Consider the following 13,519-nt stretch of genomic DNA (forward strand, 5'->3'; position numbering starts at 1 on the left):
GCGAGGTAAGCGGTCAGTCCGCCGCCACGAGCGAGGAACGCACCACCGTTGATGGATCTTCAAGGCCGACATCGCGGCAGAGCGGCTCGATTCCCCTTCCATGACGCGGATAGCCGGCGCAGATCGCCTCGTATTCGGCCAAGGCGAGGAACAGCGCCGTCTCGGAGAGATCGTTGAGATAGCCGCATCGACCGATCCCGCCTTTGGGCAGTGGTGCGACCAGGTTGCCGCCGCGTTTTTGAATGATCTTGCGGTGACTCTCACGCATGACCCCACGGTCGCGCAGGATGTCGTGCCACAGGCTCAATCCGTAGCCTGCGATCAGACGAAGGATCCGCTCGAAATCGTCCTGCCCGATCCATCCCGCCCGGCGGCTCAAATACGCGCCGAACCCCATATCGACCGACACCGCATGGCCGTGCAGCAGGCCGGCCTCGATTTCGAATCCGGGCGACCAGGTATGTCCGTAGGCGTGCGGCCGGCATTGATGCGTCTCGTAGAGATTGTCGTATTCGGCCTCTATGTAGGATTTGAGCGCGCCGCCGAGGATACGCTGGGATAGCGCATGCATCGGATCGGCGTTACCGCACGCCATCGTGCCGAACCGGGTCTCGACCAGGCCGTCGCTGGCGTGCTCGAGATCGGCAAAGAGCGCGGCGTTCTTGACGACCGACATCTTGACGATTTCGGCGACACCATGCCGTAGCCAGCCGGCGCGTAGCGATTTGAAGAAGAACCGGTCGGTGATCGACACTACCGGCGGATGATAGGCGCCGAGCAGGTTCTTGTAGCCGAAGCCGTCGCAGCAGGTGCGCGGCGAGGGGCCGGCATCGATCCCGGTCACGATCGACGTCGCCAGCATGACATAGGGGGTGTTGCGGCCATAAAGCGCGCAGGCGAGGCCGCCGGTGTCCGCCAGCACGCCACCGCCCATGATGAGCACCGGTTCGTGCCGGGCGATGCCCACCCGCTTGAGGTCGCCGAGCATCCGCTCGACGGTGGCGATCCCCTTGTCCACCTCCATGGCCCGGTAGACCAGCTTCTCGAACTTAATAGTATGATGCCGGAAATACGCATCGAGTTCGTCGCCGTAGGAGTCCTCGACATTGCGATCGATGATGCAGACGCAGCGGCCGAGCGGCCGATAGATGTCCCGCAGGGTGCGATCGGCGGGATCCAGAACGCGGTCGACGACCCTGATCGATGAAAACGTGGAAAAGCTCATCACGGCTTCCACCGTGCGCTGGTCGGCGCTTGTCTGCACATGGCCGTCGCAGGCGCGGTAGGCCGAGGTCGGATAGAGGGCATGCGGATTACCCTCGACGAGGTCGTCGGCAAGGTCGCGGTAGCGCCGGTTGATTGCCTCGTCATCCATCACGGTCGTGAGGTAGCCAAGCAGCTTGATTTCCGTGATGTCGAAACTGTCGGCGACCCGGTCCGCGAATGCGAGCCACGCAGCACCGCGCGCGCGACCGCATTCGTCGGCGCCCTCGAGCGCGGACAGCACCTGACCCAGGCTGAGGAAGAACTGGCCGAGTGGCATGTTCAGGCAGCCCCGCAGCATGCGGCATGCCGAAATCGCACCAACCGCGCCGCTTTCGGCAAAATCCCGGCCGAGCGCCTCCGAGAAAGCCGGCGCCTCGATCAAGGTGGTGACCAACGCGCCGAATTGCGGTGTGCGCAAGAGCGCGTCGATTGCCTCCCTGACATCCGCGTGCGGTGCAATCGCGCCGCCCGCCTCACCGAGAAAACGCCTGATCCGCGCTACAGTGCTGGCCATGTCTCGCTCCTTCCCATACGGCCGGACAGCCGGTCTTGATCGATTGCCTCGGCGACGACGCTGTCGAAGAGCTGACGGAGGCCGATGCCCGCGGCCGCCGCCATCGTGGTGATCACGCTTTGCGGCGAGAACGAGCAATACAGACCGGCCTCAAGGAACCAGACGCGCCCGGCGCGATCGACGCGGAAATCGAACAGGCTGTACTGACGGCAGCCAAGTGCCACATGACAGCGTCGCGCGGCGGCATGGACGGTGGCCACGATCGGATCGTCGTCATCGACAATCCAGGATTCCCTTGGCGCCTTCGCGGCCAGGCTGAGCATGCCGTGCGCATCGCGCTTCAGCTTGTCGCTGCGTTGTCTGATCGGCCGTTCGGCAGTGTCGACGAAATACTCTTCAAGCGGCAGGCAGTGCCGCGCGCCATTACGCTCAAGCACGCCACAACGCACCTCGCGTCCGAGTTCGATATAGTCCTCTACAATCACAGCCGGCCCATGTGCGAACGCGGCTTCAAGGGCGGCAGGAAACGCCTCCCGGGTCAGCACGAGCGACACGCCATCCGAATTATCGGCGGCGTTCGGCTTCACCACCGCGGGAGGTGCGAGCCGCGGCTGCGCGCCCCGCAGCAGCAGCTCGCCATTCGGGACCGCCACACCAGCGGCTGCGACCAGGGCACGGGCACGCCACTTGTTTGCCGTGAGCGCCATCTGCGCCGGACGGTTGCCAAGACTGGGCAGTCCCATCAGCGCGAGGAGCGAGCGGTAATCGGTCATCCCGGTGAGACAGAACATCTGTGGCAGCCCGATATCGAAGTGCCGCGGCGCCAGGGCGGTCAATGCCGCGGCCAGGGTAAGCGGCGATACTGCTGCGATCGCCGCCGGGTCGAGCGACTCCGGCAGACGCCAAACCGGGCCGGGGGAGACATGCGCCAGGGTGAATGCGTAGTGCTGCGGATCGGCGAGCGCCTCGATGCACCCGCGCGCATACAGCTCCGAAAGCTCCCGCAGGGCATCGTTTGTTGGTGATCCGACGAGGCAGAGGATTTCCAGCGCGGCCACTGCTCAGTCGCCGCCGGGTTGGACAAGCTTGCCGATATTGAAGTCGATCCGGTGCCAGCCGCGGCCTTGCTTGAGATCGGCCAGCAGCAGCAGCGGCATGTGCCAATGATGAAGCATGAGAAATGGCAACGGGTCGCGCCAGTCAAACACGGCATCGCGGCCGGCGCGTATGGTCCGCAGCCGCGCACGCACGCCGGATGCGCTCGCGAGCGACATGATCAGCCGCCACACCTCATGATACAGAAAATAGGTCGGGCGGCTTTGCGGGCCTGGCTGGACCGGGTTGTGCAGTGTCGGCTCGCCGAGATAGGCGGCGGCGAGGTCGGGTCGGTCGTGGAGCATGGTAATCGCCGAGTGCGTGCGCGGATTGCACTCGATGGCGTAGGTCTGGCCGTCGTCATCGGCTTCGATGAAATCGAGCGACACTTGGCCGGTCAGACCCAGCCCCGCGGCAAAGCGTTTAACCCAGCGCGTGATCTCGGGCTTGTCGACCTGCTGGTAATTGATCTGAAAGGGCGAGGACTCGCAGCAGCAATGGACGACCAGGGTGCCGTCACGCACCGTGCCGTGCGTGCAGTATTCGCGACCCGCGATGAACTCTTGCAGCACCCATGGATTATCGGGAGAGATCGGCAGTGAACGGACGAAGGCGCTGGTTTCCTTAGGCGTCGGACGCGGCAGCAGTGTCAGGTCGAGCCGCCGGACGGAATCGTAGGCGATACTCTTGAGGATGAAGCGACGCCGCTCATGCGAGAAATCAAAGGTCTCGACATCTCTTGGATCGGTGATGAGGAATGATTTCGGCGCTGGCAGGCCGAGCGAGGCCGACAGTTCGGCAAAGCGGAATTTGTCATCGACCTGCCCGATGATCTCGGGATCGAGATGAATGACCTCGCAGGTGGGACGCAACAGCGGGATGGCGCGTGAGTCGAACACGCTGGCCACCGGACTGCACACCGGCACGTAGATTTCAACGCCTTCGGAACGCACGATTTCGAGCAGAGCCTCGGCGTAGCCTGGGTCGCGCGGCTCGGGGATGGTGTAGAAGCGATCGACCGCACGCGAGAACCGATGCCCGGTCAGCCAGTATTTTCGGGTATCGACCAGGATCGTGCGATGACCGGCGGCGTGGATGGATCGCGCAAGCTGCAGCGCCTTGGTCATTTTACCGCCGCTGATCAGGACCGTCCTTGGCCGCCTACTTGCGATCGCGCGCGGCTTTTTGGCGACCGCGCTTGCGCAAAGGCTGGCGAGAACGACGGCGAGGTTGAAAGGCATCACAACACCAAGCGCGAGCAATGTCGCGACCGTCTTTGGCCGATTGGCGTGGTTCGATCGTGGGTACGTGCCTGCTGGCATGTCGTGGGCCTGACGGATCACACGCGATGGATCAGCGTCAGGCCGTCCCGCAGCGGCAGGATCACCTGTTCGACTCTCGGGTCATCGGCAATACGGCGGTTGAAATCGGCAATGGCGCGGCCGGTGGCACTCGGCTCTTCCGGCAAATAGGGCTGCCCCTGCATCAAGGTGTTGTCGACGCAGATCAGGCCGCCCGTGCGGAGCAGCCCATGATCGAGGATTGTCGCGACATAGTCGGCATAGCCGGCCTTGTCGGCGTCAATGAAAATCAGGTCGAAGCTTTCTCCGTGTCCGGCGAGGCGCTGCATGGCGTGCAGCGCCGGACCGACCTCAATGGTAATCCTGTCGCCACTCGCGCCAACCAGGCTTTCGCGTGCGAAATTCGCAACAAACGGGTCGAGCTCGAGTGCGACAAGACGGCCGTCCGCGGGAAGCGCCTCGGCCATGGCGAGAGCGGAATAGCCGGTGAACAGGCCGATCTCAAGGATGTGCTTCGCCCCTGTCGCACGCACGAGCGTTTTGAGAAACTGCCCTTCCACATGTCCGGAACGCATTTCCGCTTCCAGCGCGACCGCGGTGTGGCCGGTTGCAAATCGATCCGGCCAGGGCTCCGCCCGCGTGCGCTCGGCGAGGGCGGCAAGAGCCTGCGACTCAGGCGTGGTACAGGCTGCAATGTAGGGATCGAGCCCGCTCGCGAGCTGTTGAATTCGACGCAATCGTGCAACGAGACCCGGCTCAAGGGCGGCACTCCCCTCGATCATGGCCAGCAGCTCGGTGAGTTCGGCGGCAACAATGCCAAGTGGCGCAACCGGGCGGATGGACGCTTGCGGCAAGGAGTTGTGAGAGACACTCATGCCGCGATCGGCACCTCGCCTTTGACCAGGCCACGATGCAGCACCCGGTCTCCGACAACCCCGGCGTGATCGGCGCGGTGCATGGTGATGCGGTTGTCCCAGACGACAATATCGCGATTTTGCCAGCGATGGGCATAGAGATGTGATGGTCGAATGCTTCGTTGGTAAAGCGCACGCACCATACGTCGGCTTGTTTGTTCGTCGACGCCGCTCAGTTGTGTGCACCGTTCTGGTGTGGACAGGAACAAGGCCGTCTCGCCTGTGGCGGGATGACGCCGGAGGACAGGATGCCGCTGCTCGTGCCGGCGTCCGTCGTGCCCGATGGTGCCATGGAGCAGTGTGCGGTCGCGCAGCCAGGTTACGGTCGCCGGGCGCAGGCTTGCCGCCGCCGCAACCTGGTCGCTGAAAAGTGTGGCCCCCCCAACTTCGGGCAGAACGACAGTACGCATTGCCGTAAACGCCGGCGGACGATTTACATAGCTGGTATCACTGTGAAAGACGCTCCGTGGCGGCGTCGTGCGTCCGACGTTCGAGACGATGTTCAGGGAGGGCGCGCCATCCACCGGCGCCTCGCCCTCGGTAAACATAAGGTCGCCAAGCAGCATCAGGAAACCTGTCAGGTCGGGGTCGTCCGCCTCCTGGTCGCGGAATACCGCCACGCGATGTCGCGCGATCGCTTCACATAAGCCGGGGATCAGGTCGTTGGCATGGTGCGGACCGATACGCCCGATTTGAATATCGCCAAATTCGATTCCGAAAGGGGACAGGGCACGGCTCTGCATGAGGTTAGTCGAGCATTTCGAGGACGCGACGATCCACGCCGGAGCCGGTGGCAAGGCTGGAAAGGACCAAGTCCGCCTGCCACAAATCCTGATCAGCCGTGAGTTCGCCTGGTGTCGCGATGACCGCGATACCCGCGCGTTTGGCCGCCATCACGCTGTTCGCCGTGTCTTCAATCGCGACAGCGTGTTGCGGACTCACGCCCAACATTGCGAGTGCCCGCTTATAGGCGTCAGGCGCGGGTTTACCGCGCTGGACATCATCGCGCGTGATAATAACGTCAAAAGAATCAGCCGAGAGGGTATTTCCCGTAGCCTTGAAGATAGCCTCGATGTTTGGCTTGAATGTCGTCGTGACGAACGAAAGCTTCATGCCGCGCGCTTTCGCCAGCTCCACCAGATCCATGACGCCAGGTCGAAGCGCCACCCGCCTGGCCGCCACTTCGGTAGCCGCAATTTCGGTCTTTCTCGCATGGATTTGATCGATTTGATCCTGCGACAGCGCCGTGCCGGTCGCTGCGGCCAAATGAGCGAGCCGCTCCTTTCCGCCCGCCTGCCTGAGCAGGTCGGCATAGATTTCCGGCTCCCAATGCCAGTTCAGCCCGGCCTCCTGCATCGCTGTGTTGTAGGCACGACGCTGGATGTCAGAAGTTTCCACGACCGCGCCGATCGAACCGAACATCAAGGTGGTTTTGGGCACGACGTCTCTCCCGGTCGCGGCAGCGAGAATTCAGCCGGCGAGACATAGGGTGGCGGTCGGGATCCGCAATCCCGTCCGGCTCAGAGGTTCCGCCTCAGACTGTCCGCCGACCTGCGGCGCCGGCATCGTTTGCGTTCACCCGTCGCGGAAGTCCGCGGAGGCGTTCGCGAAGGCACGACGCAGCGCCGCCACAGCCTCCCGCCTGGTGGTCAAACAGCGCCGGCCGCTCGTATGCCGGCGATCCCGCCGAGCAGCCAGCCGGCTAGCGCGGTGCCGAGCAGGGCGTAACCCTCGTCGCCCATATGCAGCCCATCCGGCGACAGGCGGTCGCGGTCCATGCCTGGCCGGTTGCACCAGGATCGCATCAGAGCATGGCGCGGGAACACCGGGGTTGCGGTCTGCGCCCCGATCCGGTGCAGGCTGGCGAGGAACGGCGGGAAGGCCGCGCATTCGTCCAGGGCACGGCAATATTGCTGGTCGATCAGCACGATGTCGGCACCGGTCGCCACGCGCAGGGCTGCGATGTCCTGGCGGGTCAGCGCCTCGAAGTGCGCGAGCGGCACCTCCTGCAGCGGGTCGTTGCTGCCGGTTTGCAGCAGCACCAGGTCCGGGGCGTCGGCGATGACCGTATCGAGCCGGGCATGCAGGTCGTTCGCATTGTTGCCGCCGATGCCGCGGTTACGCAGTATCAGACCAGGCAGGTGGGGCTGCATCGCGCGGTGCATGATTTCGACGAAACCCAACCGTGGCGATGAGGCGCCGATGCCTTCGGTGGTCGAGGACCCGAACGCGGTGATCCGCAGGCCCGCACCCTGTCGCGCGGTCGAGCGGCGGAGCGCGAGGGGCGGCAGGGTGACGTCCGGCATGGGTCAGGAGGCGGCGGCGCCATGATGCGGCGCGTGGCCGGCCGCATGGCGAACCATCGCCGGACGTCGTGCCGACTTGCGTCTGTCGAGCCAACGCGCCAGCAGCAGCAGCCCGCCCAGCCCGACCACATTGATGCCGATCTGTAGCAGCCAGGGATTGCCCCACGTCACGAACAGAAGCTGGGCGAGCAGGTCGAGCGTGGTGCCGACGGCGAATACTTCGAGCGAATGCCGGCCCAGCACGGCGAGCACCTGTCCACCGCGTGACGCCGCCGCCCGGCTCATGCGCGCGCTGCTCTGCACCAGGTAGAAGATCGACAGCACGTCGATCAGCCGCAGCGGTGAGAGCGGTGTCTTTTGCGGCGGCGCGATATCGAACGGAGCCAGGTTTGGCAGGTTCCAGTCCGACCACGGGAACGCCTGCATCGCGCTGAAGCCGAGATAGGTCCAGGCGGCCGTGACGATCCAGCGATGCCGCGGCAGGTCGCCGCCGTTCTGTTGGGTCGTGATCGCCGCCATGGCGCCAAGGGTGAACAGGAACTGCCAGGCGAATGGATCGAAGAACCAGCCATCCGGATCGAACCAGTTCGGCAGATTGATCTGCGGGTAGAGATTGATCAGCGCCCAGAGGGCTCCGCTCAGCGCCAGCGCCACCCCGATCCCGGCACGGCTGGTCAGGTAGACCAGCGGGAACAGGCCGAGCAGCACGATGTAAAGCGGCAGGATGTTGAGGCTGGCGGGCTGGGCATAAAGCAGCATTGCCCGCCAAAGGCTGGCGAACCCGTGTGCCAGCTCCGGCTCCAGGAAGCGCACCGGCACCGGGTAATAGTGCCGCCACTGGGTGACGACGCCGATGCTGACCAGCAGCATGCCGATATGATAGACATAGAGCCGTCCAATCCGGCGCCCGAGCTTGCTCAGCGCGGCGCCGACGCCTTCACGCGCAAACGCGCGGCCATAGGCCAGCATCGAGGCGAAACCCGCCAGCAGCACGAAGATCTCCGCGGCGTCGCAAAAGCCCAAATTGCGCAAGGTCAGCCGGTTGAGCAGGTTGTCGGGAATATGGTCCACGAACATCATCGCCAGCGCAGCACCACGCAGGGCGTCGACCCGGTGGTCCCGGCGGGGTCGTGGGAAGCTGTTGCTGTTCGTCATGCTCGGTCGGGTCCCATCGCCCTCAACATAGGCAATCTGGACCGGCTGCTTCCAGTGGAACCATCCGCTGCTTACCTTAAGTCACAGGATGGGGAGAGCCGTGATGATCGAACAGCTTCTGCTGGAGGCCCTGCGGCAGGTCAGCGATCCCGCGTCCGGACGCGACCTCCCGGCGAGCGGGCGTATCGACAGCCTAGGCGAACGCGACGGCGTGGTGCATCTGGCCATCCGTGCCGCGCGCGACGAGCAGGACGCGATGGAGGCGGTGCGCACGCAGGCAGAGGCGGCGCTCGCGCGGGTCGCCGGCGTGCGCCAGGCGACCGCGATCCTGACCGCGCATCGCCCGGCGCGACCTGCGCCCTCTACGCCACCTCCGCCACCTTCGCCGCCCGCGCACGCGCCGATCCGCACCGGGACGGCGCCTGCCGCCAAGGCGCCGCTGCTGGCGGGCGTCGGCGCGGTCATCGCCGTCGCCTCCGGCAAGGGTGGCGTCGGCAAGTCCACCACCGCGGTCAACCTGGCGATCGGTCTGCAGCGCCTGGGGCTCGCGGTCGGGCTGCTCGACGCCGACATCCACGGCCCGAGCCTGCCGCGCATGCTGGGGGTCACAACCAAGCCGGAGGTGCGCGACGGGCTGATGCTGCCGATCGAGGCCTGGGGCCTGCGCACGATGTCGATCGGCTTCCTGGTCGAGGAGCGCACGGCGATGATCTGGCGCGGCCCGATGGTGATGGGAGCACTTGGCCAGCTCATGGGCGAAGTCGATTGGGGCGCACTCGACGTGCTGGTGGTCGACATGCCGCCCGGCACCGGCGATGCGCAGCTGACCATGGCGCAGAAGGTCTCGCTGGCCGGTGCGGTGATCGTCTCGACACCGCAGGACATCGCCCTGCTGGATGCGCGACGCGGGGTTGCGATGTTCGAGAAGACCCGGGTGCCGGTGCTGGGCATCGTCGAGAACATGTCGCACTTCACGTGCCCGCATTGCGGGACCCGCACCGACCTGTTCGGCCATGGCGGCGCGCGGCTCGAAGCTTCGCTGCTCGGCGTGCCGTTCCTGGGCGAAATCCCGTTACTGCTTGAAATACGCACCAGTGCCGACGCCGGGACGCCGGTGATGGCGGCCGCTCCGGACAGTCCCGCGGGCCGTGCCTATGCCGCGGTCGCCGAGCGGGTGCGCGCGCTGCTGCGATTTCGGTAGCCGATTCAGGGACCTGTCCGGCCGCCGCAGTTGATATGCCCGCTGGCGACGCAGTCCTGGTAGGCGATCATCCGTTCGATCCTGGGAAAGATGGCAATCCCGAGCGCGATCAGGCCGAGCAGCGCGGCCAGCACGATCAAGCCGAGATAGTCGCGCTTGGGTGGCGGTCGGTCGGGCTGGTCCATTTCAAGGCGCAGGGGTCGGTGCGAGCACCGTCATCATCTCATCCCACTCGCGCCTGGTCAGGCCGCTCTCGCTCTGCATGACGGTCTCGCCGGAGAGCATCCGGCGCAGCACGGTCAGCATCGCGGCGGAAAAACTGAAGGCGCCGAGACGGTAGTCCTCGAACGCGGCGCAGGCCGCCGGCACCCAGGCGCGCACCGTGTCCAGCATGGTCTCGGCATAGGCACGGATTTCGTACTGGGCATGCCCGTCCAGGCGCAGCGCCAGGAAGTTCAGCAGGTTGTGCAGGTCAGCCTTCCAATACCATTGGGTATAGGTGTTGAGCGTGAGGTTCATCCGCGCGAGCTCGCGGGCCAGGCCGAAGCCGTCCTGCTCGTCCAGCATCAGCGCGTAATGCGCATGGCTGCGGGTCGCGTCGTCGCGCAGCAGCGCCATGACCGAGGCCGCGGCCTCGCCGGTCAGCGTAGCCCCCCGGCCCTGACGATTGCTCTGGCTCTGCGCTGCCAGGTGCTCAGGGGCGGGGATGTAGAACTCGCGATCGAGGATCGAGTAGCGGGCGGACACCTCGTTCACGCTGGCCATGCGATGACGGATCCACTGGCGCGCGACGAAGATCGGCAGCTTTACGTGGTATTTGATTTCGCACATCTCGAACGGGGTCGAGTGCCGGTGGCGCATCAGATAGCGGATCAGGCCCTGGTCCTCGCTGACCTTGCGGGTGCCACGTCCGTAGGACACCCGTGCCGCCTGCACGATCGCGGCGTCATCGCCCATATAGTCGACGACCCGGACAAAGCCGTGGTCGAGGACCGCAATCCCGTCGCCCAGGATCGCTTCGAGGGCAGGGACCGTGGCACGTCGGGTCTGGCTTGACGGCGCGGTCTGCGACTCGCTTGTCTGGGGATCAATGCTCGTGCTCATGCGAGCGGTCTAGCATCGTCGCGCGTCTGTCACTATAATGGCGTTGTCAGGTCAATTGATCCGACTATGGCGATAAACGGTGCGTGGAATAATCGTTGTGGACCCGGGGGCAGTGCCCGGCGCCTCCACCATACCTCGGCGGCTCCTGTCACAAGGAGGGACGAGCATGGGGGCGAAACAGGCTCGACACGCGTGGTAAAGACCCATCTTTTGCCCGGCATTGTACCGCCGTTATCGGGCTAAAACACAGGTGCCAACGATAATTTCGAGGCGCTCGCTGTCGCTGCGTAAGTGACAAGCGCGGTTCGGGGGGGCACCGGGCAACAGAAGCCCCCCCACTGACGTTGCCGGTAGCGTCCCCGCCGCCTTGCCGGCCCCGCAGGCACGTGGCACCAGGGGGTGCACGGACGACGGAGAGTGGCCGATGCGCGATGAGACGGACGGCGACGGCTTGCCGGAGGATGCCGAGCTGCCGGCCAGTCTGTTGCCCTACGAGCGATGGATCGAGCAGGCCTACGGCGAGGTGATGGTCAAGGCGCTTCTGCACGCGCAGAACGAGGGCCTGCCCGGCGCCCATCATTTCTACGTCACCTTCCGCACTGCCGCCCCTGGTGTGCAGATTCCGACCCGTCTGCTCGCGCAATACCCGCAGGAGATGACCATCGTCCTGCAGCATCAGTACTGGGACCTCAAGGTCGATCCCGAAGCCGGTCGGATAAGCGTCGGGCTGTCGTTCGGCTCGGTGCCCTCCACCCTGGTGATCCCCTTCAACGCGATCTCAGGCTTTGCCGACCCGCAGGTGCGTCTGGTGCTGCGCTTCACCGTCGCCGAACCGCCTGCCGAGGCAGAGCCGCTTCGACCTGCCTCCGAGCCGCCGCCGCCGGCTGCCGCCGCACCGCCGGAACGGGCGGACGAGCCGACTCAGGTCGTCAGCCTCGACGCCTTTCGGCGACGTGGCCCCACCCCCGACTGAGACGCTCTACGACCGCCAGGAAAACCATACGAGATGGATGCGACATTACCCCGCCCGACCGGCCGGGACTTTCTCTATACGCCGATGTTCCCGCTCGCCGACGATGCAACGCCTTGGCGCAAGCTCGAGATCGCGGGCGTCACCAGCGAACCCTGCGGCGATGGCACGGTGCTGCGCATTGCGCCCGCGGCGCTGAGCGCGCTCGCCTTCGCGGCCTTCCGCGACGTCAGCCATCTGCTGCGTCCGGGCCATCTCGCGCAGCTGCGCGCCATCCTTGACGATCCCGAGGCGTCCGCCAACGACCGCTTTGTCGCCCTCGATCTGCTCAAGAACGCCTCGATCGCCGCTGGCGGCATCCTGCCGATGTGCCAGGATACCGGCACCGCCATCATCTTCGGCAAGAAGGGCCAGCGGGTCTGGGTGAAGGGCGACGAGGAGGAGGCGCTCTCGCACGGCGTGCATCGCACCTACACTGAGACCAACCTGCGCTATTCGCAGATGGCGCCGCTGACCACCTTCGACGAGGTCAATACCGGCGACAACCTGCCGGTGCAGTTCGATATCGCGGCCAGCCCCGGCGAGCACCATGCAGAAGAGCTGCAGCTGATGTTCATCGCCAAGGGCGGCGGTTCCGCCAACAAGACCTTCCTGTATCAGGAGACCCGGGCGCTGCTGGCCTCGCGGCAGACGCTGCTCGACTGGCTCGCGGTCAAGATCCGCACCCTCGGCACCTCGGCCTGCCCGCCTTATCACCTGGCGATCGCCATCGGCGGCACCTCGGCGGAACTGACGCTCAAGACCGTCAAGCTCGCCTCCACCCGCTGGCTGGACGGCCTGCCGACCGCGGGCAGCAAGGCAGGCCACGCGTTCCGCGACCTCGAACTTGAGGCCGACGTGCACCGCCTGACCCAGGGCTTAGGCATCGGCGCGCAGTTCGGCGGCAAGTATTTCTGCCACGACGTGCGCGTCGTGCGGCTGCCGCGGCATGGCGCCAGCCTGCCGGTGGGCATCGGCGTCTCCTGCTCGGCGGACCGCCAGATCAGGGCCAAGATCACCCCCGAGGGGGTGTTTCTCGAACAGCTCGAGACCGATCCGGCTCGCTTCCTGCCCGAGGCGACTGCCCAGGCGCTCGGCGGTGACGTGGTCGCGGTCGACCTCAACCAGCCGATGGACGAAATCCGCGCGCTGCTGTCGCGCCATCCGGTCAAGACCCGGCTGTCGCTGAGCGGCACCGTGGTGGTCGCCCGCGATATCGCCCACGCCAAGTTCAAGGAGCGGCTCGATCGCGGTGAGGGGTTGCCCGATTATCTCAAGCGCCATCCAGTCTATTACGCAGGCCCGGCAAAGACGCCGCACGGCCTGCCGACCGGTTCGTTCGGCCCGACCACCGCCGGACGCATGGACAGCTATGTCGCGGCCTTGCAGGAGGCCGGCGGCAGCCTGGTGATGCTCGCCAAGGGCAACCGCGCGCGCGCCGTACGCGACGCCTGCCAGCGTCACGGTGGCTTCTATCTTGGCTCGGTCGGTGGCCCCGCAGCCCGACTGGCGCAGGACTGCATACGCAGCGTCGAGCCGCTCGAATATCCCGAGCTCGGCATGGAGGCGGTCTGGCGGATCGAGGTCGAAGACTTCCCCGCCTTCATCGTCATCGACGACAAGGGTCACGATTTCTACGACGGGCTGACCTGAC

The 13,519-nt window shown here is 65.5% G+C and carries 13 protein-coding genes and 1 other RNA gene; 4 read left to right on the forward strand and 10 right to left on the reverse strand.

Annotated elements, in window-relative coordinates:
• Nucleotides 1–13: 13 nt before the first annotated feature.
• The 8 genes from ACQY4K_RS15735 to ACQY4K_RS15770 form a co-directional block, all read right to left on the reverse strand.
• Nucleotides 14–1,780: a sedoheptulose 7-phosphate cyclase gene (locus ACQY4K_RS15735; protein WP_428391128.1), complete on the reverse strand. Its 1,767-nt coding sequence runs from the start codon at nt 1,778–1,780 to the stop codon at nt 14–16.
• Nucleotides 1,765–2,838: a D-alanine--D-alanine ligase family protein gene (locus ACQY4K_RS15740; RefSeq protein ID WP_428391129.1), complete on the reverse strand. Its 1,074-nt coding sequence runs from the start codon at nt 2,836–2,838 to the stop codon at nt 1,765–1,767. Before ACQY4K_RS15740 ends, ACQY4K_RS15735 begins: the two co-directional genes overlap by 16 nt.
• Nucleotides 2,839–2,841: 3 nt before the next feature.
• The gene (locus tag ACQY4K_RS15745) at nt 2,842–4,197 is read right to left on the reverse strand and encodes a hypothetical protein (protein ID WP_428391130.1); all 1,356 of its coding nucleotides are present in this window, start codon (nt 4,195–4,197) and stop codon (nt 2,842–2,844) included.
• A gap of 17 nt (nt 4,198–4,214) precedes the next feature.
• Nucleotides 4,215–5,051 carry an O-methyltransferase gene (locus ACQY4K_RS15750; RefSeq protein ID WP_428391131.1) on the reverse strand — a complete coding sequence of 279 codons (837 nt, stop codon included), beginning with the start codon at nt 5,049–5,051 and terminating at the stop codon, nt 4,215–4,217.
• The gene (locus ACQY4K_RS15755) at nt 5,048–5,833 is read right to left on the reverse strand and encodes a TauD/TfdA dioxygenase family protein (protein WP_428391132.1); all 786 of its coding nucleotides are present in this window, start codon (nt 5,831–5,833) and stop codon (nt 5,048–5,050) included. The genes ACQY4K_RS15750 and ACQY4K_RS15755 overlap by 4 nt, the downstream gene beginning before the upstream one ends.
• Nucleotides 5,834–5,837: 4 nt before the next feature.
• On the reverse strand, nt 5,838–6,530 hold the full coding sequence (locus tag ACQY4K_RS15760; protein ID WP_428391133.1) for an HAD-IA family hydrolase: 693 nt from the start codon (nt 6,528–6,530) through the stop codon (nt 5,838–5,840).
• 209 nt (nt 6,531–6,739) lie between these two features.
• Entirely contained in the window at nt 6,740–7,396 is a 657-nt protein-coding gene (locus ACQY4K_RS15765; RefSeq protein WP_428391134.1) for an SGNH/GDSL hydrolase family protein, read from the reverse strand.
• 3 nt (nt 7,397–7,399) lie between these two features.
• Entirely contained in the window at nt 7,400–8,551 is a 1,152-nt protein-coding gene (locus ACQY4K_RS15770) for an OpgC family protein (protein WP_428391135.1), read from the reverse strand.
• Nucleotides 8,552–8,654: 103 nt separating this feature from the next.
• Between ACQY4K_RS15770 and ACQY4K_RS15775 the strand changes: the two genes are divergently transcribed.
• The gene (locus ACQY4K_RS15775; RefSeq protein ID WP_428391136.1) at nt 8,655–9,752 is read left to right on the forward strand and encodes a P-loop NTPase; all 1,098 of its coding nucleotides are present in this window, start codon (nt 8,655–8,657) and stop codon (nt 9,750–9,752) included.
• 5 nt (nt 9,753–9,757) lie between these two features.
• Here ACQY4K_RS15775 and ACQY4K_RS15780 read toward each other — a convergent pair whose 3' ends face one another.
• Both ACQY4K_RS15780 and thyX read right to left on the reverse strand, forming a co-directional pair.
• Nucleotides 9,758–9,937, reverse strand: a complete 180-nt coding sequence (locus ACQY4K_RS15780; protein ID WP_428391137.1) for a hypothetical protein — start codon at nt 9,935–9,937, stop codon at nt 9,758–9,760.
• A 1-nt stretch (nt 9,938) separates the two neighbouring features.
• Nucleotides 9,939–10,856, reverse strand: coding sequence for an FAD-dependent thymidylate synthase (gene thyX / locus ACQY4K_RS15785; protein ID WP_428391138.1), 918 nt, complete (start codon nt 10,854–10,856; stop codon nt 9,939–9,941).
• 6 nt (nt 10,857–10,862) lie between these two features.
• On the opposite strand from thyX, the gene ssrA reads away from it, so the two are divergent.
• The 3 genes from ssrA to ACQY4K_RS15800 all read left to right on the forward strand — a co-directional run bounded on the left by ssrA (nt 10,863) and on the right by ACQY4K_RS15800 (nt 13,518).
• Nucleotides 10,863–11,196, forward strand: a transfer-messenger RNA (tmRNA) gene (gene ssrA / locus ACQY4K_RS15790).
• 84 nt (nt 11,197–11,280) lie between these two features.
• Entirely contained in the window at nt 11,281–11,829 is a 549-nt protein-coding gene (locus tag ACQY4K_RS15795; RefSeq protein ID WP_428391139.1) for an SspB family protein, read from the forward strand.
• A 33-nt stretch (nt 11,830–11,862) separates the two neighbouring features.
• Nucleotides 11,863–13,518, forward strand: coding sequence for a fumarate hydratase (locus tag ACQY4K_RS15800; protein ID WP_428391140.1), 1,656 nt, complete (start codon nt 11,863–11,865; stop codon nt 13,516–13,518).
• The last annotated feature ends 1 nt before the right edge of the window (nt 13,519 follow it).

It is taken from the genome of Lichenicoccus sp. (assembly GCF_965276875.1).
Lineage (GTDB): Bacteria > Pseudomonadota > Alphaproteobacteria > Acetobacterales > Acetobacteraceae > Lichenicoccus.